Origin of the sequence: Imbroritus primus, from assembly GCF_964332355.1 — a bacterium.
Classification (GTDB): Bacteria; Pseudomonadota; Gammaproteobacteria; order Burkholderiales; family Burkholderiaceae; genus Imbroritus; species Imbroritus primus.
The window spans coordinates 1697675-1716798 of record NZ_OZ201293.1 but is presented as its reverse complement, the minus strand read 5'-3'; the positions used below and the strand labels follow the sequence as shown (position 1 = coordinate 1716798).

At 63.3% G+C, this 19124-nt stretch carries 15 protein-coding genes; 14 read left to right on the top strand and 1 reads right to left on the bottom strand.

Annotated elements, in window-relative coordinates; translation table 11 throughout:
* Positions 1-196 precede the first annotated feature (196 nt).
* From glnA to zapE, 8 genes are all read left to right on the top strand, one after another.
* Positions 197-1612, top strand: a complete 1416-nt coding sequence (gene glnA / locus ACQ3C8_RS07865; RefSeq protein WP_009524167.1) for a type I glutamate--ammonia ligase — start codon at positions 197-199, stop codon at positions 1610-1612.
* A gap of 128 nt (positions 1613-1740) precedes the next feature.
* On the top strand, positions 1741-2286 hold the full coding sequence (locus ACQ3C8_RS07860; RefSeq protein ID WP_009524168.1) for a hypothetical protein: 546 nt from the start codon (positions 1741-1743) through the stop codon (positions 2284-2286).
* Between the two features lie 46 nt (positions 2287-2332).
* On the top strand, positions 2333-3427 hold the full coding sequence (gene glnL / locus ACQ3C8_RS07855) for a nitrogen regulation protein NR(II) (RefSeq protein ID WP_428851197.1): 1095 nt from the start codon (positions 2333-2335) through the stop codon (positions 3425-3427).
* Positions 3428-3472: 45 nt separating this feature from the next.
* A complete protein-coding gene (ntrC, locus tag ACQ3C8_RS07850; protein WP_009524170.1) occupies positions 3473-4954 on the top strand; it encodes a nitrogen regulation protein NR(I) in 1482 nt (493 codons plus the stop codon).
* A 404-nt stretch (positions 4955-5358) separates the two neighbouring features.
* The gene (locus tag ACQ3C8_RS07845; protein WP_009524171.1) at positions 5359-8211 is read left to right on the top strand and encodes a 2-oxoglutarate dehydrogenase E1 component; all 2853 of its coding nucleotides are present in this window, start codon (positions 5359-5361) and stop codon (positions 8209-8211) included.
* A gap of 96 nt (positions 8212-8307) precedes the next feature.
* Positions 8308-9570, top strand: a complete 1263-nt coding sequence (odhB, locus tag ACQ3C8_RS07840; protein WP_428851196.1) for a 2-oxoglutarate dehydrogenase complex dihydrolipoyllysine-residue succinyltransferase — start codon at positions 8308-8310, stop codon at positions 9568-9570.
* Positions 9571-9751: 181 nt separating this feature from the next.
* Positions 9752-11188: a dihydrolipoyl dehydrogenase gene (gene lpdA, locus ACQ3C8_RS07835; RefSeq protein ID WP_428851195.1), complete on the top strand. Its 1437-nt coding sequence runs from the start codon at positions 9752-9754 to the stop codon at positions 11186-11188.
* 186 nt (positions 11189-11374) lie between these two features.
* Positions 11375-12472: a cell division protein ZapE gene (gene zapE, locus ACQ3C8_RS07830; RefSeq protein ID WP_428851194.1), complete on the top strand. Its 1098-nt coding sequence runs from the start codon at positions 11375-11377 to the stop codon at positions 12470-12472.
* Between the two features lie 80 nt (positions 12473-12552).
* Here the strand turns inward: zapE and ACQ3C8_RS07825 are convergent, their stop codons facing one another.
* Positions 12553-12843 (bottom strand): toxin-antitoxin system HicB family antitoxin, encoded by a 291-nt coding sequence (locus ACQ3C8_RS07825; protein WP_428851193.1) that lies wholly within the window; start codon positions 12841-12843, stop codon positions 12553-12555.
* Between the two features lie 173 nt (positions 12844-13016).
* On the opposite strand from ACQ3C8_RS07825, the gene ACQ3C8_RS07820 reads away from it, so the two are divergent.
* The 6 genes from ACQ3C8_RS07820 to ccoP all read left to right on the top strand — a co-directional run bounded on the left by ACQ3C8_RS07820 (position 13017) and on the right by ccoP (position 19113).
* Complete coding sequence (locus ACQ3C8_RS07820; RefSeq protein ID WP_428851192.1) at positions 13017-15578, top strand: heavy metal translocating P-type ATPase; 2562 nt, start codon at positions 13017-13019, stop codon at positions 15576-15578.
* Positions 15579-15590: 12 nt separating this feature from the next.
* Entirely contained in the window at positions 15591-15740 is a 150-nt protein-coding gene (gene ccoS, locus ACQ3C8_RS07815; protein ID WP_009524177.1) for a cbb3-type cytochrome oxidase assembly protein CcoS, read from the top strand.
* Positions 15741-15902: 162 nt separating this feature from the next.
* On the top strand, positions 15903-17360 hold the full coding sequence (gene ccoN, locus ACQ3C8_RS07810) for a cytochrome-c oxidase, cbb3-type subunit I (protein WP_428851191.1): 1458 nt from the start codon (positions 15903-15905) through the stop codon (positions 17358-17360).
* 15 nt (positions 17361-17375) lie between these two features.
* The gene (gene ccoO / locus ACQ3C8_RS07805) at positions 17376-18029 is read left to right on the top strand and encodes a cytochrome-c oxidase, cbb3-type subunit II (RefSeq protein ID WP_009524179.1); all 654 of its coding nucleotides are present in this window, start codon (positions 17376-17378) and stop codon (positions 18027-18029) included.
* Positions 18026-18190: a cbb3-type cytochrome oxidase subunit 3 gene (locus tag ACQ3C8_RS07800; RefSeq protein ID WP_083840489.1), complete on the top strand. Its 165-nt coding sequence runs from the start codon at positions 18026-18028 to the stop codon at positions 18188-18190. The genes ccoO and ACQ3C8_RS07800 overlap by 4 nt, the downstream gene beginning before the upstream one ends.
* 2 nt (positions 18191-18192) lie before the next feature.
* A complete protein-coding gene (ccoP, locus tag ACQ3C8_RS07795; protein ID WP_428851190.1) occupies positions 18193-19113 on the top strand; it encodes a cytochrome-c oxidase, cbb3-type subunit III in 921 nt (306 codons plus the stop codon).
* Positions 19114-19124 lie beyond the last annotated feature (11 nt).

Here is a 19124-nt window from a genome sequence, read left to right as displayed (position 1 = left end):
GTCCATGCCCATAAAAATGTCTGAAAGATCAAGGAGGCAGCACGCCTGCACGCTTTACGGGAATGTTGCACGATTCCAGGCGGGCGCTGGCATGGAACCTGCTAAATAACCTCGTACAGATTCAAGCGGGACGTTGGAAACGTTCTGCCACACCCCTCAATTACTGATTGAACGCCGATTTACCCAGGAGAAAGGCATGGCCAAGAGCATTGCAGACGTGATGAAGCTGGTGTCGGAAAACGACGTCAAGTTCGTCGATTTCCGCTTTACCGACACCAAAGGCAAAGAGCAGCACGTCTCGGTTCCCGTCTCGCAGTTCGATGAAGACAAGATGGAATCCGGTCAGGCTTTCGACGGTTCGTCGATCGCCGGCTGGAAGGGCATCGAAGCGTCTGACATGCTGCTGATGCCGGATGCCGATACCGCCTACATCGACCCGTTCTATGAAGAGCCGACCCTGGTCCTGACCTGCGACGTGATCGAGCCGTCGGACGGCAAGGGTTACGACCGTGACCCGCGTTCCATTGCCCGTCGCGCCGAAGCCTATCTGAAGAGCACCGGCCTGGGCGATACCGCCTACTTCGGTCCGGAACCCGAATTCTTCATCTTCGACGGCGTGACCTGGAACGTGGACATGTCCGGCTGCTTCGTCAAGATCGATTCCGAAGAAGCGCCGTGGTCGTCGGGCACCAAGTTCGAACACGGCAACAGCGGCCATCGCCCGGGTACCAAGGGCGGTTATTTCCCGGTTGCCCCGGTTGATACCTTCCAGGATATGCGTTCGGAGATGTGCCTGATCCTCGAGTCGCTCGGCATCCCCGTGGAAGTGCACCACCACGAAGTGGCCGGCCAGGGTCAGAACGAGATCGGTACCAAGTTCAGCACGCTGGTGCAGCGCGCCGACTGGACGCAGATGCTCAAGTACGTGGTCCACAACGTGGCCCACACCTACGGCAAGACCGCGACCTTCATGCCGAAGCCCATCGTTGGCGATAACGGTTCGGGCATGCACATCCACCAGTCGGTGTGGAAAGACGGCCAGAACATGTTCGCGGGCAACGGTTACGCCGGCCTGTCGGACTTCGCGCTGTATTACATTGGCGGTATTATCAAGCACGCCAAGGCGCTGAACGCCATCGTCAACCCGACGACCAACTCGTACAAGCGTCTCGTCCCGCACTTCGAAGCACCGGTCAAGCTGGCCTACTCGGCACGCAACCGTTCTGCCTCGATCCGCATCCCGTACGTTGCCAATCCCAAGGGCCGCCGTATCGAAGCGCGTTTCCCGGACCCGATGGCCAACCCGTACCTGGCCTTCTCGGCCATGCTGATGGCCGGTCTGGATGGCGTGCAGAACAAGATCCATCCGGGCGAAGCCGCGGACAAGAACCTGTACGATCTGCCGCCCGAAGAAGACGCAAAGATCCCGACCGTGTGCCACAGCCTCGACCAGGCGCTGGAAGCGCTCGACAACGATCGCGAATTCCTCACGCGCGGTGGCGTATTCTCGAACGCCATGCTCGATGCCTACATCGCGCTGAAGATGGAAGAAGTCACGCGTTTCCGCATGACGACTCATCCGATCGAGTTCGACATGTATTACTCGCTGTAATCTGGCCGGCCATGCCGGTGCGCCACGGGATCGCGGCGCACCGGACAAAACAAGCAAGGGCGGCTTCGGTCGCCCTTGCTTGTTTTGTCGCTAGAATAAGGGTCCAACCTCACTGTCGGGACCGCTCTATGCTGGCTTTTCGTCTGACTCCCGCCGCCGTTGCCGCGGCCATTGCCACCACTGTCGCCACCGTGGTTGCCGGGGTAGGCCTCGTGCTGCCGGCCACGGCCCAGGCGCAGTCGGAAGTGTTCCTGTGTCCGGGCGCGAACGGCGTGCCGGAATACAAAAACAATGGCAATACCAAGGGCTGCCGGAAGCTGACGCTGCAGGAGTCCGTGACCATTCCCGCGCCGCGACAGCCGGCGGCGCGCAGCGGTTCGGCTCCGGTCAGCCCCGGGGCTGCGGGCGGCGGCGCTTTCCCGCGCATCGACAGCGCGACCCAGCGCACGCGTGACAGCGAGCGGCGGGGCGTTCTGGAACGTGAGCTGAGCGACGAGGAAGGCAAGCTGGCGGCTCTCAAGCGCGAATACAACAACGGTGAACCCGAGCGTCTCGGCAACGAGCGCAACTACCAGAAATACCTGGACCGGGTTGCTGGACTCAAGGAAGACATTGCCCGCAGCGAGGCGAACATCTCCGCCATCCGCCGCGAGCTGTCGGCATTGAAGGAATAGCGGCCACGCGGATGCACCGCTCGGCCGCCGTGCCATCGGGCACACGATGACGAACGCGACGAGAGGCTACATGCATAAGGTTGTTCCCGGCGTCCATGCCGGGCTCGATGTGATTTCCAATCCGGTGTTTCTCGTGCGTCTGCCGGACTGGAAGATCGAATACGCGAACCCGGCAGCCGAAGCGCTGACAGCTACGTCGCGCAAGGTGCTGGTGCAGCAGGCGCTGACTGATGTGTTTCCGTCGATCGACAGCCTGCGCGACCTGACGGCCGGTGTCCTGCTCGGCGAAGTCGATGCACGTCGCCAGGATATTCTCCTTGAGCGCCCCGGGCAGGAATCGCTACACGTGCACGCCGTGATCGCCGCGCTGGAAGGTAGCGACGATACCGTCCTGCTCGAACTGCTGCCCAACGACCAGAAGATCCGCAGCGACCGCGAGGAGCGCATCCTCGACCTGACGGCCGCCAACAAAGAACTGATCCGCAATCTCGCGCACGAGATCAAGAACCCGCTCGGCGGCATTCGCGGCGCCGCGCAGTTGCTGGAGTTCGAGTTGCCCGAGCGTGCGCTACGCGAGTACACGCAAGTCATCATCAAGGAGGCAGACCGGCTGCAGACGCTGGTCGACCGCCTGCTTGAGCCGCATCGCCATCCGCATATCGTTTCCAGCGTGAATATCCATGAGGTGCTCGAACGCGTGCGCTCGGTTGTGCTGGCGGAATTTCCGAACGGCCTGCGCGTGATCCGCGATTACGATGCGAGCCTTCCCGAGCTGCTCGGCGATAAGGAGCAACTGATCCAGGCCGTACTGAACATCGTCCACAACGCCGCGCAGGCGCTGGCCGAGCAGATGCGGCAGGGCAGTGCGCAGATCATCCTGCGCACGCGTATCGCGCGCAAGGTGACCATCGCCAAGAAACTGCACAAGCTGGCATTGGACTTGCATGTCATCGACAACGGGCCGGGCATACCGGAAGACATCCGCGAGCGCATCTTCTATCCGCTGGTATCGGGCAGGGATGGTGGCAGCGGACTCGGACTGACGCTTGCGCAGACCTTCGTGCAGCAGCATGAAGGCTTGATCGAATGCGACAGCCGGCCCGGACAGACCGATTTCCGCATCCTGTTGCCGCTGCATTGAGCGGCGGCTGCGGGTGCCAACCATCACACGCAGACGACCACGCATATGAAACCGATCTGGATAGTAGATGACGACCAGTCGATCCGATGGGTCCTCGAAAAGGCCCTCGCCCGTGAAAGCCTGCTGAGCCGCAGCTTTACCAATGTCCGCGACGCGCTGCTCGCGCTTGAGGATGAAACCCCGCAAGTCCTGGTGTCCGATATCCGCATGCCTGGCGGTTCGGGCCTCGATCTACTGCAGGCCATCAAGGCGCGTCACCCCGGTTTGCCGGTGATCGTCATGACCGCCTACTCGGATCTGGACAGCGCCGTCGCCGCGTTCCAGGGCGGGGCGTTTGAGTATCTCGCCAAGCCGTTCGACATTGACCGCGCCGTGGAACTGATCCGCCGCGCGCTCGACGAAAGCCTGCGCGAGGAAGAGTTTGACGACCGCAGCGCCGAAGCGCCGGAGATCCTCGGCCAGGCGCCGGCCATGCAGGATGTGTTCCGCGCCATCGGCCGCCTGTCGCAGTCGAATGTCACCGTCATGATCACTGGCGAATCCGGTACCGGCAAGGAGTTGGTGGCCCGCGCGCTGCACAAGCACAGTCCGCGCGCCAGCAGCCCCTTTATCGCCCTGAATACCGCGGCAATTCCCAAGGACCTGCTTGAATCGGAACTGTTCGGCCATGAGCGTGGCGCTTTCACAGGCGCGCAGACCATGCGGCGCGGCCGCTTTGAGCAGGCCGAAGGCGGCACACTGTTTCTCGACGAGATTGGCGATATGCCCTTCGACCTGCAGACCCGCTTGCTGCGCGTGCTGTCCGACGGTCATTTCTACCGGGTCGGCGGGCACAACCCGCTCAAGGCGAACGTGCGGGTCATTGCGGCCACGCACCAGAACCTTGAAGCGCGCGTGCGCGACGGCCTGTTTCGCGAAGACCTGTTTCACCGCCTGAACGTCATTCGCCTGCGCCTGCCGCCGTTGCGCGAACGTCCCGAGGACATCACGCTGCTGGCGCGTCATTTCCTGCAGAAGAGCGCGCGCGAACTGGGCGTGGAACCCAAGCGGATGACCGATGATGCACTGGCCTACGTGAGCCGCCTGCCGTTTCCAGGCAATGTGCGCCAACTCGAGAACCTGTGCAATTGGCTGACGGTGATGGCGCCGGCACAGACTATCGAGATCAAGGACCTGCCGGCTGACCTGATTCAGCAGGCCGTGCGGATCCCGGCGGCAGACGGCGGCACGACGGATGCCGAGGCGCTTGCTGCCCAGCCGCCGTCGCCAACAGCGGAAGTTGGAGGCATGGTGATTCCGAGCCCGTCGACTGCCGGTGGTTGGGAGCCTCTGCTGGCCGCCGAGGCTCGCAGCATGCTCGAGGCCGGTCAGCCGGAGGTCATGGAGGCTTTGACGCAGCGCTTCGAGCGGGCCGTGCTGGAGGCTGCGCTAGGCGTGACGCGCGGACGCCGGGTGGAAGCTGCCTCGCGCCTGGGCATCGGCCGCAATACCATCACCCGCAAGCTGCAGGAACTGGGCTTCGACTGAGGGGAGGGTGTAAGGGCGGCTCGATGAAAAGGGCCGCCCGCGGCGGTCTGCTCCAGCAAAAGAGCATTGCAGTCGACATCGCGTCCGTCGTGTGCCGGGGGACTGGCCGACCCCTGGCCCGGATACCTGCCTGCCGGTCTGCCATGCCCCGCAAACTGTTGCGCCGCAACATTCTCCGGCGGGGTGTGGCACTTTCAACATATCTCGTTATTGCCGCACAAATGCTGGGTGGGCCGTGCTATGCTTGCGACTTTCGAAGCGCCCTCGAAGACGCCTTCAGGTCCTTCCCCGCACAACTTGTCCAGAAAAGACATGTTTGCAATCCGCTAACCGGTCAAGCCGTGTCGCGGAAGGTTAGATTAACCCGCTGAACTTCGGCAGACCCGAAGAAAGGTGAGCACCCAATGATGCAGCAATACAAGAGCAACTCGTACCTCTTTGGCGGCAACGCGCCGTACGTGGAAGAGCTGTACGAAGCCTATCTGGACAATCCCACTTCCGTACCCGACAACTGGCGCGCATATTTCGACGCGATGCAGAACGTGCCTGCCGTGGATGGCAGCGATGCACGCGACGTGCCGCATGCGCCGATCATTGCCTCGTTCGCCGAGCGCGCCAAGCAGGGTCCGATCCGCACCATCGTTGCTTCCGCCGATGCCGAGATGGGCCGCAAGCGTGTCGCCGTGACGCAGCTGATCGCCGCCTACCGCAATATCGGCCTGCGCTGGGCCGACCTCGATCCGCTCAAGCGCCAGGAACGCCCGGACGTGCCGGATCTCGACCCGGCGTTCTACGGCTTCTCCGATGCCGATCTCGATATCGTCTTCAACACGAACAACACGTATTTCGGCAAGGATTCGATGAGCCTGCGCGAGCTGCTCACCAACCTGCGCGAGACGTATTCGAGCAACATCGGCGCCGAGTTCATGTACATCAGCGACCAGACGCAGAAGCGCTGGTGGCAGGAACGGCTCGAAAGCAGCCGTACCAAGCCGGTGTTCAGCACCGAAAAGAAAAAGCACATCCTGGAGCGCCTGACGGCCGCCGAAGGCCTCGAGCGCTTCCTCCACACCAAGTATGTCGGCCAGAAGCGTTTCTCGCTTGAAGGTGGCGAGAGCTTCATCGCCGCCATGGACGAACTGATCCAGCACGGCGGTGTCAAGGGCGTGCAGGAAATCATCATCGGCATGGCCCACCGTGGCCGTCTGAACGTGCTGGTCAACACGCTGGGCAAGATGCCCGCCGACCTGTTCGCCGAATTCGAAGGCAAGCACGTCGATGACCTGCCGGCCGGTGACGTGAAGTACCACAAGGGCTTCTCAAGCGATGTCTCGACCGCGGGCGGCCCGGTTCACCTGTCGCTGGCCTTTAACCCGTCGCACCTCGAGATCGTCAACCCGGTGGTCGAGGGTTCCGTCAAGGCGCGCCAGGAGCGCCGTGGCGACGTCCAAGGCACGCAGGTACTGCCGGTGCTGGTGCACGGCGACGCTGCTTTTGCCGGCCAGGGTGTGGTCATGGAAACGCTGAACCTGGCCCAGACGCGTGGCTACGGTACCGGTGGTACTGTGCACATCGTCATCAACAACCAGATTGGCTTTACCACCTCGGACCCGCGCGACAGCCGTTCGACGCTGTATTGCTCGGACGTGGTCAAGATGATCGAGGCCCCGGTCCTGCACGTGAACGGCGATGATCCCGAAGCCGTGGTGTTCGCCATGCAGCTGGCCGTGGACTACCGCACCGAGTTCCGCCAGGACGTGGTCGTCGACATCATCTGTTACCGCAAGCTGGGCCACAACGAGCAGGATACCCCGGCCGTCACCCAGCCGCTGATGTACAAGAAAATTGCTGCGCATCCGGGCACGCGCAAGCTGTACGCCGACAAGCTGGCGGCACAGGGCGTGGTTGATGCGGCCTACGGCGACGAACTGGCACAGGCATTCCGCAGCGCGCTGGATGCCGGCAAGCACACGGTCGATCCGGTGTTGTCGAACTACAAGAACAAGTTCTCGGTAGACTGGCTGCCGTTCCTCAACAAGAAGTGGACTGACGCCGCCGACACGTCCGTGCCGGTGACCGAGCTGAAGCGTCTGGCTGAACGTATCACGACCATTCCGGAAGACCTCAAGGTTCATCCGCTGGTCGAGCGCGTGATCAAGGATCGCGCCGCCATGGGCCGTGGAGAATTGCCGCTGGACTGGGGCATGGGCGAGCACCTGGCGTTTGCGTCGCTGGTGGCCTCCGGCTATCCGGTGCGCATCACTGGCCAGGATGCTGGCCGTGGTACCTTCACGCACCGCCATGCCGTCCTGCATGACCAGAAGCGTGAGCGCTGGGATGCCGGTACCTACGTGCCGCTGCAGAACGTGTCGGAAAACCAGGCGCCGTTCACCGTCATCGACTCCGTGCTCTCCGAAGAGGCTGTGCTTGGCTTTGAATATGGCTACTCGACCGCCGAGCCGAATGCGCTGGTGATCTGGGAAGCCCAGTTCGGTGACTTCGTCAACGGTGCACAGGTCGTGATCGACCAGTTCATTTCCTCGGGTGAAGTCAAGTGGGGCCGTGCCTCGGGCCTGACGCTGATGCTGCCGCACGGGTACGAAGGGCAAGGTCCGGAGCATAGCTCGGGCCGTATCGAACGCTTCCTGCAACTGAGCGCTGACAACAACATGCAAGTGGTGCAGCCGACCACGCCGGCACAGATCTTCCACCTGCTGCGCCGCCAGATGATCCGCATGTTCCGCAAGCCGCTGATCATCTTCACGCCGAAGTCGCTGCTGCGTAACAAGGATGCGACCTCGCAGCTGAGCGAACTGGCCAAGGGTCATTTCGAGACCGTGATCGGCGAGCAGGAAGACATCAACGCCGCCAAGGTCAAGCGTGTTATCGCATGCTCGGGCAAGGTGTACTACGACCTCGTGAATGCCCGCCGCGAGCGTGGCGACAACGATGTGGCGATCATCCGCGTGGAGCAGCTGTACCCGTTCCCGCACAAGGCGGCCGCTGCGGAACTGAAGAAGTATCCGAATGCCACCGAGATCGTCTGGTGCCAGGACGAGCCGCAGAACCAGGGCGCCTGGTTCTTCGTGCAGCACTACCTGATGGAGAACATGACCGAAGGCCAGAAGCTCGGCTATGCCGGCCGTGCAGCCTCCGCGTCGCCGGCCGTCGGCTACTACGCCAAGCATGCCGAACAGCAAAAGCAACTGCTTGATGCGGCCTTCTCCAAACTCAAGGGCTTCGTGCTGACCAAGTGATTGCTGCCGGGGCATGTGCGATGACGCGCATGCCCTGCGCATTTGCCTGGCTACACAGCCGACCCGAATAACCGAATTCACGAAGGAATATCTGAAATGGCAATCGTTGACGTCAAGGTCCCCCAATTGTCCGAATCCGTGGCCGAAGCCACGCTGCTCACCTGGAAGAAGAAGCCCGGCGAAGCCGTGGCGGTGGATGAAATCCTGATTGAAGTCGAGACCGACAAGGTCGTGCTCGAAGTGCCCGCTCCGTCGGCTGGCGTGCTTGCCGAACTGGTGCGCAACGACGGCGATACCGTCGTCGCCGACGAAGTCATCGCGCGCATCAATACCGATGCTTCGACTGCGGTGGCCGCGCCGGCCGCTGCTGCTCCGGCACCGGCTGCCGCCGCACCTGCCGCGCCGGTCGCTGCCGCTGCGCCGGCGAGCGCTTCGGCTTCAGCCACGGCCATGCCTTCGGCTGCCAAGCTGATGGCCGAGAACAACCTGTCGGCTGGCCAGGTGGCCGGCAGCGGCAAGGATGGCCGCATCACCAAGGGTGACGTGCTGGGTGCTGTCGCTTCGGGCGCCAAGGCGCCGGCCGCCGCACCGGCTGCCCCGGCAGCACGTCCGGCCCTGCAACAGGTTTCCGCACCGGTTGATTTTGCCGTGCTCGGCGAGCGCCCGGAAGAGCGCGTGCCGATGAGCCGACTGCGCGCACGGATTGCCGAGCGCCTGCTGCAGTCCCAGTCGACCAACGCCATCCTTACCACCTTCAACGAAGTCGACATGAAGCCGGTGATGGACCTGCGTGCCAAGTACAAGGATCGCTTCGAGAAGGAACACGGCGTCAAGCTCGGCTTCATGTCGTTCTTCGTCAAGGCGGCCGTGCACGCGCTGAAGAAGTACCCGGTCATCAATGCCTCGGTCGACGGCAACGACATCGTCTACCACGGCTATTTCGACATTGGTATCGCGGTCGGTTCGCCGCGCGGCCTCGTGGTACCGATTCTGCGCAATGCAGACCAGATGTCGCTGGCCGACATCGAGAAGAAGATCGCCGAGTACGGCGCCAAGGCGCGTGACGGCAAGCTGTCGCTGGAAGAGCTGACGGGCGGTACGTTCTCGATCTCCAACGGCGGTACGTTCGGTTCGATGCTGTCGACGCCGATCATCAACCCGCCGCAGTCCGCGATCCTGGGCGTGCACGCCACCAAGGACCGCGCCGTGGTGGTCGATGGCCAGATCGTGATCCGTCCGATGAACTACCTGGCAATGTCGTACGACCACCGCATCATCGACGGCCGCGAAGCCGTGCTGGGCCTGGTGGCGATGAAGGAAGCGCTGGAAGACCCGGCCCGCCTCCTCCTCGACCTGTAAAACCTGCTCATGATCCTACTGCGCGCCCCGATCTTGGCCCTGTGATGCTCGCCGTACCCATGTACGGCTGTGCTTCTCGGGCCAACCTCGGGCCGCTCGCTACGGATCCTGAACAGGTTTTCCTGCTTATTGATGTTTCTGTTTCTGCGTGTGCGGAAACAGCGAACCAAAGGATTTCTTCATGAGCAAAGAATTTGATGTGCTGGTCATCGGCGCAGGCCCCGGTGGCTACATCGCTGCGATCCGTGCTGCCCAGCTGGGCCTGAACGTTGCCTGCTGCGAATCGAATCCCTACGATGATCCCAAGGGTGAGCCGCGTCTGGGCGGTACCTGCCTGAACGTTGGTTGCATCCCGTCGAAGGCGCTGCTGGCGTCGTCGGAGGAAGTCGAGAACGTGAATCACCACCTGGCCGATCACGGTATCACCGTGAAGGACGTGGCGGTGGATGTCGCCAAGATGCTCAAGCGCAAGGATGACATCGTCGGCAAGATGACCAAGGGCATCGAGTTCCTGTTCCGCAAGAACAAGGTCACGCTGCTCAAGGGTCACGGCAAGTTCGTCGGCAAGGCCGACGGTGGCTATCAGATCGAGATCGCCGGCAAGGATGGCGCAGAGACGGTGAAGGCCAAGCAGGTCATCATCGCTACCGGCTCCAAGGCGCGCCACCTGCCATCGATTCCGGTCGACAACGTGATGGTGTGCGACAACGAAGGTGCACTGAAATTCGGCGAAGTGCCGAAGAAGCTCGGCGTCATCGGCGCGGGCGTGATCGGCCTTGAACTCGGTTCGGTGTGGCGCCGCCTGGGCGCAGACGTGACCATCCTCGAAGCGCTGCCGGCCTTCCTGGGCGCGGTGGATGCCGGTGTGGCCAAGGAAGCGCAGAAGCTGTTCACCAAGCAGGGCCTGAAGTTCGAGCTGGGCGTCAAGATCGGTAACGTGAAGGCCGACAAGAAGGGCGTGTCGTTGGCCTACACGGCTGCCGACGGGTCGGAAAAGACGCTCGAGTGCGACAAGCTGATCGTGTCGATCGGCCGCGTGCCGAACACCGACAAGCTGGGTCTCGACGCCGTCGGCCTGGCTGTAGACGAACGCGGCTTCATCCCCGTGGATGACCACTGCGCCACGACCGTGCCCGGCATCTGGGCAATCGGCGACGTGGTGCGCGGACCGATGCTGGCGCACAAGGCGGAAGACGAAGGCGTGGCCGTGGCCGAACGCATCGCCGGCCAGAAGCCGCACATCGACTACAACTGCATCCCGTGGGTGATCTACACTTCGCCGGAAATCGCCTGGGTCGGCAAGACCGAGCAGCAGCTCAAGGCTGAAGGCCGCGAGACCAAGGCTGGCCAGTTCCCGTTCATGGCCAATGGCCGTGCGCTGGGCATGGGCGCCGCCGACGGCTTCGTGAAGGTGATTGCGGACGCCAAGACCGACGAGATTCTCGGCGTACATATCATTGGCGCCAATGCCTCCGACCTGATCGCGGAAGCCGTGGTGGCGATGGAGTTCAAGGCGGCAAGCGAGGATATCGCCCGCGTCTGCCATCCGCATCCCTCGCTGTCCGAGGTGGTGCGCGAAGCGGCCCTCGCGGTCGACAAGCGCGCGCTCAATATGTAATGACAAGACGGCACGCGCAAGGCGTGCCGTTTTTGATTGCAGGGCCGCCCCAGGGCAATGCACGTCTTCCCGGGGGCAGCGCCGCCGCATGGCGGCAAGCGTGGGGCATTTTCAAGTGGTTCCCGCCAGCCGGTGTCATGTGACATCCGGCCGGCAGCACGCAACGCGTGCCGGCGATTTTCGACGATGAACGTTCAGCAGGCTTACGAACACGAACTCCAGCAGCGTGGCTATCAGTCCGACGAGGCCCAGCGGCGCGCCGTTGCACGTCTGCAGCAATGCTATGACGAGTGGGTGGCGTACAAGCAGAAGCGCGGTTCGGCGCTTAAGAAATTCCTTAATCGCCCCGAGGTGCCGCGTGGCGTCTATCTGTGGGGCGGGGTGGGGCGCGGCAAATCGTTCCTGATGGACTGTTTTTATCAATGCGTGCCGCTGGTGCGCAAGACCCGCCTGCATTTCCATGAATTCATGCGCGAGGTGCATCGCGAGCTCGAAGAGCTGCGTGGCACGGCCGACCCGCTCGACGTGCTCGCCAAGCGGATTGCCAAGCGCTATCGCCTGATCTGTTTCGACGAATTCCATGTGAGCGACGTGGCCGATGCCATGATGCTGCACAAGTTGCTGGACCAGCTGTTCGCCAATGGCGTGCAGTTCGTGATGACCTCCAACTACCGGCCCGACCTGCTGTATCCGGATGGTTTGCATCGTGAGCGTATCCTGCCGGCGATTGCGCTGCTGCAGGACAAGCTCGACATCCTGAACGTCGATGTCGGCACCGATTACCGCAAGCGTGCGCTGGAGCAGGTGGATGCCTATCACACGCCGCTCGATGCCAAGGCCAATGCGGCCCTGCGTGATGCCTTCACGGCGGTGGCTGGCGTGGCGGACGAGTCGCCCATCCTTCACATCGAACATCGCGAGATCCACGCGCTGCGTAAGGCCGGCGGTGCCGTATGGTTCGATTTTGCGACGCTGTGCGGCGGACCGCGCTCACAGAACGACTATCTGGAAATCGCCACGCAATTCCACACCGTGGTGCTTTCGGACGTGCCAAAGATGACGCCCCGCATGGCCTCCGAGGCGCGCCGCTTCACTTGGCTGATCGACGTGTTCTACGATCACAAGGTCAAGCTGCTGATGTCGGCGGAGGTGCCGGCGGTGGATCTGTACACCGAGGGTCCGATGTCTGGCGAATTTCACCGCACGGTGTCGCGCATCATCGAGATGCAATCGCGCGAATATCTGGAGGCGCCACGCCGCGTGGTCGATACCGCACTCACCTGAGGCGGGTGCCCGGCCGTTCAGTCCGCCGCACCTTGGACGCCTCGGCCTTTCGGTCTTCAGCCTTTTCGGCCTGCAGTCCCTCAGCCCTTCAGGCCCTTTTCAAGCAGCTCGCTGACCAGCGCATTCACGCTGATCTGGCGCGCTTGTGCCTCGGCGTGCAGGGCTTTTACCAGTTCACCGTTCAGCTTGACCGCAAACGGCACCAGCCCTTGTGCCTGATCGAGGCGGCGCTGTTCGCGCCGGTCCACCGGCTTGCCGCCAGCCTGGACGGGCAGGGTGGTGCGCTTCATGTTGTGGATCAGTTTGAGCGCCTTGTTTTTCTCGAGATCAGTCTTTTTCACGATGGTGTCCGATAGGGTTGTGGGCGGCATTGTACGCATCTTTTGAGCGTGGTCCGGATGACTTGGCGTGAGGCCGGCGGGACGGGGAGCCGCTGCTTGCCCGGATGCGTGACAGCCCCTCCATGGATCTGCGTCTTGCCACTCCGGGATGCCATTGACCCAGATCAACCCACGTTCCAGACCACACGGGCATACTGTGGACCATGGGTACCCTTGGCTCCGATTTTCCTGCGCCGGCCGGCGCCGCGGCCGTGATGCAGATGCGCACGCCGGTTGCAGCAGCGACGGAAGCCGGCTGCTACCACTGCGGCCAGCCGATGCCCGCGGACACACCTTGGCACACGACATTGGGCGACGTGCCGGCGGCGTTCTGCTGCGCGGGCTGCCAGGCGCTGGCGGAGACCATCCATGCCGGCGGTTTTGGCCATCTATACCGTGCCGACACGCGTTTTGCCACGCCGCTGGAGGGGGCCGCGTTGCAGGATGCCGAACGTCGCTGGCAGGCCTACGATGCCCCGGAGCTGATGGCACAGTTCACCCGCCCGGTGGGCGACGATGTGCTGGAATGTACGCTTGCCGTCGAGCAGCTCCGTTGTGCCGCCTGCGTCTGGCTGATCGAGCAGACGCTGGAGAAGCTGCCGGGCGTGCAGTCCGCGCAGGTCAATTTCAGTACCGGGCGCGCTACCGTGCGGTGGCGCCGCAGCACCTGCCAACTGTCCAGCCTGCTGCGCCGCATGGCGGAGATCGGCTATCCGGCATGGCCATTCGAGGCGGCCCGCTCCGATGCCCACGCCCGACGCGAGCGCCGCAGCCTGCTGATGCGGCTGGGCGTGGCGATGCTGGGCATGATGCAGGTGATGATGTATGCGTGGCCGGTGTATACCCATGCCTATTCCATCGATCCTGATCACCTGACCTTGCTCCGCTGGGCTAGCCTCTTGCTGACGCTACCGGTGGTGCTGTATTCAGCCCAGCCCATTTTTGCCGGCGCATGGCGCGATCTGCGGCGGCGTCACCTCGGCATGGATGTGCCGGTTGCACTGGGTATCGGCGCGGCCTTCCTCGCCAGCCTGGCCGCCACGATTCTGGATCGTGGCGACGTCTGGTACGACTCAGTCACCATGTTCGTCGCCTTCCTGCTGGCGGCGCGTTATCTCGAATTGCGGGCGCGCCAGTCGGCGCGCAGCGGAGCCGAGGCGCTGGCGCGCCAGCTACCGGCCACGGTCGAGCGGCTGGACGCCTCCGGCAGCGCCGAGGTCGTGCCCGTGGTACGCCTGCGCCACGGTGACAGGATCCGTATCCGGCCCGGTGAAACGATTCCTGCGGATGGCGTGGTGCAGGATGGCCAGACAGACGTGGATGAATCGCTGCTGTCCGGTGAAAGCCTGCCGGTGCCGCGCGCCGCAGGCGACGCTGTCCTCGCAGGGAGTTTCAACTGCAGCAGCCCGATCGTCGTGGAAGTCACGGAAGTTGGTGCCGGCACCCGCCTGGCGGGCATCGTGCAACTGCTCGACCGGGCGTTGGCGGAGCGACCGCCGGCAGCCGTCATGGCGGATCGCGTGGCCTCGGTCTTCGTGCTGGTGCTGCTCATACTGGCAGCACTGTCGGGGCTAGTGTGGTGGTGGGTCGACCCGTCCCGCGCGCTGCAGGTGATGGTCACCGTGCTGGTGGTGAGCTGCCCCTGCGCGCTCTCGCTGGCGACACCGGCGGCACTGGCGGCGGCACACGGCGCGTTGGCGCGATGCGGGCTGCTGGTGACGCGCGGCCGGATGATCGAGACGCTGGCCGGCGTGAGCGACGTCATGCTCGACAAGACCGGCACGCTTACGCACGGCCGGTTCATGGTCGCGGACATCGTCACGTACGGCCCGGCCAGTGCGGAAGCGTGCCTGGCGCTCATGGCCGGCATAGAGCAGGCCAGCGAGCATCCGCTGGCACGCGCGCTCTGTACCGAGGCGGCCCAGCGCGGCATCGCGCCGGTGGCGGCCGGCACGGTGCGGGCCGTGCCGGGGCGGGGCATGACAATGGATACTCCGCAGGGTGAAGTGCGCATCGGCAGCCTGGCATTCACCCAGGCGCTGTATGGCGGTGAGGGCGCCAGTCATGGTATTGCCGCAGGCGATGCGAAAGCCTGGGCAGGCACGGTAGCGCCGTCGCCCGCAGCGGGACAGACGCGCATCTGGCTGGCAGACACACATGGCCCGCTGGCTTGCGTGACGCTGCAGGATACGCTGCGCGAGGCGGCGCGCAGCCTGCTCGACGACCTGCGCGAACAGGGGTGCACCGTGCACCTCGTGTCCGGCGACGCGCCGACGACGGTCGCGTGGTGGGCAGGCGAACTGGGGATTGTGCACGCTGCTGGCGGTGTCAGCCCCGAGGACAAGCGCGCGTATGTCAAGGCGTTGCAGGCGCAGGGCAAGACCGTGCTGGCCGTCGGCGACGGCATCAATGATGCGCCGGTGCTCGCGCAGGCCGATGCTTCCATCGCCATCGGCAGCGGCGCGCCGCTGGCGCAGGCCGGAGCGGACGCGGTCCTGAATGGCGGGGACATCGGGGTGGTCGGCACATCCCTGGCATTCGCACGGAAGGCGCGCCGCGTGATTCGCCAGAACCTCGGCTGGGCCTTCGCCTACAATGTCACGGCGATCCCGCTGGCCATGGTCGGATGGATGCCGCCCTGGCTGGCGGCCATCGGTATGTCGCTGTCGTCGTTGCTGGTAGTCGGCAACGCATGGCGCCTGTCGCGCGGCGCGCATCGGTCTTGAGCGAGTTCTAAGATGGAAACCCTGTTCCTCCTGATTCCCCTGAGCCTGGTGCTGGTCGTGGCGATTGCCTGGGGCCTGTGGTGGGCGCTGCGCTCGGGCCAGTACGATGATCTGGAGCGCCCGGCGCAGTCGGTGCTGCTCGACGACGACCGGGCGCACTGACCGTCCGGCGCAACCGTGCCGGAATATGGCGTTCTACCGCTTTTTTGCAACAGTTCCCTGTCCACCATGTGAAAGCGCCTCCGCTTGACCTGGATCAACGCGGATTGCACAGGGCCCGCCTAACATGCTCCCATCGACTTATTTTGACACTCGGGGGGTAGTATGGGTGCGTCCCAATCGTTGACGCCTACGGCGGATACGTTCAACTACAAGGTGGTGCGGCAATTCACCATCATGACGGTCGTCTGGGGGATCGTCGGCATGGCCGTGGGGGTGCTGATTGCCGCTCAGCTGATCTGGCCCTCGCTCAATTTCGATATTCCCTGGCTGACCTATGGCCGCCTGCGACCGCTGCATACCAATGCGGTGATCTTTGCCTTTGGCGGCTCGGCATTGTTTGCCACCTCCTATTACGTCGTGCAGCGCACCTGCCAGGTGAGGCTGCTGTCCGATAAGCTCGCGGCTTTTACCTTCTGGGGCTGGCAGGCAGTGATTGTCGCTGCGGCGATTACGCTGCCGCTGGGCATCACGACCTCCAAGGAGTATGCCGAACTGGAGTGGCCGATCGACATCCTCATCACGCTGGTCTGGGTGGCGTATGCGGTGGTGTTTTTTGGCACGATCGTCAAGCGCAAGACGCGCCACATCTATGTCGCCAACTGGTTCTTTGGCGCCTACATCCTGACGATCGCGCTGCTGCACATCGTCAACAACATGGAACTGCCTGCCACGCTGTGGAAGTCGTATTCCGCCTATGCCGGGGTGCAAGACGCGATGGTGCAGTGGTGGTATGGCCACAATGCAGTCGGCTTCTTCCTGACCACCAGCTTCCTCGGCATGATGTATTACTTCGTGCCCAAGCAGGCTGAACGTCCGATCTACTCGTACCGCCTGTCTATCGTCCACTTCTGGGCGCTGAACTTCACCTATATGTGGGCCGGCCCGCACCACCTGCAATACACCGCACTGCCGGACTGGGCGCAGTCGCTTGGCATGGTGTTCTCGCTGATCCTGCTGGCGCCGTCCTGGGGTGGCATGATCAACGGCATCATGACGCTGTCGGGTGCCTGGCACAAGCTGCGGACCGATCCGATCCTCAAGTTCCTGGTGGTGGCCCTGTCGTTCTACGGCATGTCGACCTTCGAAGGTTCGATGATGTCGATCAAGACGGTGAACGGCCTGTCGCACTATACCGACTGGACCATTGGTCACGTGCACTCCGGTGCACTGGGCTGGGTGGCCATGATCACTATCGGCTCGCTGTACTACATGGTGCCGCGCCTGTTCGGCCAGAAAGAGATGTACAGCACGCGCGCCATCGAGCTGCATTTCTGGATCGCCACTGGCGGCGTGGTGCTGTACATCGCCGCGATGTGGATCGCCGGCGTGATGCAGGGCCTGATGTGGCGCGCCGTGCAGCCTGACGGCACGCTGACCTACACCTTCGTGGAATCGGTCAAGGCCACCTATCCGTTCTACGTGATTCGCCTCGCGGGTGGCCTGTGCTTCCTCGGCGGTATGTTCCTGATGGCCTGGAACGTATTCCGGACGGCGTACGGCAAGCCGGCGTTCGAAGCGGTCATTCCCCAGTCCCTGCCGGCTACGGCAACCAGCCACTAACCAGGAGGCGGAATCATGAATCAAGGCAAGCGCCGCTTCTTCTCGCACGAGACGCTTGAGCAGAACATCGGCTGGCTGATCCTGGCCACCATCGTCGTGGTCAGCATCGCCGGTCTGGTCCAGATCGTGCCGCTGTTCTTCCAGCATTCCACGACCCAACCCACCCCGGGCGTGGTGCCGTATTCGCCGCTGCGCCTGATGGGGCGCGACATCTATATCCGCGAGGGCTGCGTGGGTTGCCACTCGCAACACGTGCGTACGCTCCAGGCCGAGACGGAACGCTATGGCCACTATTCGGTCGCCGGCGAGTCGGTGTTCGACCGGCCGTTCCTGTGGGGCTCCAAGCGTACCGGCCCGGATCTGGCGCGGGTTGGCGGCCGCTATTCAGATGACTGGCACCGTATCCACCTGCGCAATCCGCGCGACGTAGTGCCGGAGTCGAACATGCCGGCTTACCCGTGGCTGGAGAAGACGCCTGTCGCGACGCACGATATCGAGGTACGCATGCGGACTTTGCGCACGCTAGGCGTGCCTTATACCGATGCGCAGATTGCTGGCGCCAAAGCCGAGCTTGCGGGCAAGAGCGAGGAAGACGCGATGGTCGCCTATCTGCAGGGCCTCGGCACCGCGCTTAAACCTGTGCGCCTGGGTGCGCAGAAGGAGCAATGATGGGCATGCTTTCCGCACTGGCCACGGTGATCTCCATGGCGACATTCATCGGCATCGTCTGCTGGGCATGGTCGAAAGGCCGACAGGCGGCCAACCGTGATGCGGCCATGCTGCCGTTCGCGCTGCCCGACGAGGCAGAGGACTCCAAGACAGGATACTGACAATGAGCGACTTCTTTTCCGCCGGCTGGGGATACTACATCGCCGCCATTTCCCTCATCGGTATCGCATGGTGCCTGTGGCTGCTGTGGTCGCAGCGCAAGACCACCGTGCAGCTCAAGCCGGATGGTTCGGTCGACGATACGACCGGGCATGTCTGGGACGGAGACCTGCGTGAGCTGAACAATCCATTGCCACGTTGGTGGGCCTGGATGTTCATCCTGGCGTGCGTATTCGGTCTGGCCTATCTGGTGCTCTATCCGGGCCTCGGTACCTACAAGGGCACCCTGCAGTACACCACGCGCGATGCGTTGGCCAAGCAGCAGGCCGAGGTCGAGGCCAACGTACGTCCGCTATATGCGAAGTACATGCAGATGGACGTGCCGGCAATCGCCAAGGATAGCCAGGCGCGCGAGATCGGCCAGCGCCTGTTCCTGAACTACTGTGCGCAATGCCATGGCTCCGACGCGGGCGGTAGTAAGGGCTTTCCGAATCTGACCGATGGCGACTGGCTGTATGGCGGCGAGCCCGACACGATCACGCAATCGATCCTGAAAGGCCGTAACGGCATCATGCCGCCGTTTGCGGCGCAACTCGACGGCAACAAGGCCGGCGATGTCGCGCAATACGTGCGCTCGCTGTCCGGGCTGCCTGCCGATCCGATTCGCGTGGCGCGCGGTGAGCCGCTGTACAAGGCGAATTGCGTGGCATGCCATGGCGCGGGCGGCAAGGGCAACCAGGCCCTGGGCGCACCGAATCTGTCCGACCGCACATGGCTGTATGGCAGTTCGGAACGCACCATCGTGGAAACGATTCTCAAGGGCCGCAATAACGTGATGCCTGCCCATGAAGAAATCCTGACACCGGAAAAAGTGCGCATGATCAGCGCCTACGTCTGGGGTCTGTCGAATGGCGCGGCACGCTAGAGCTGTGTTCG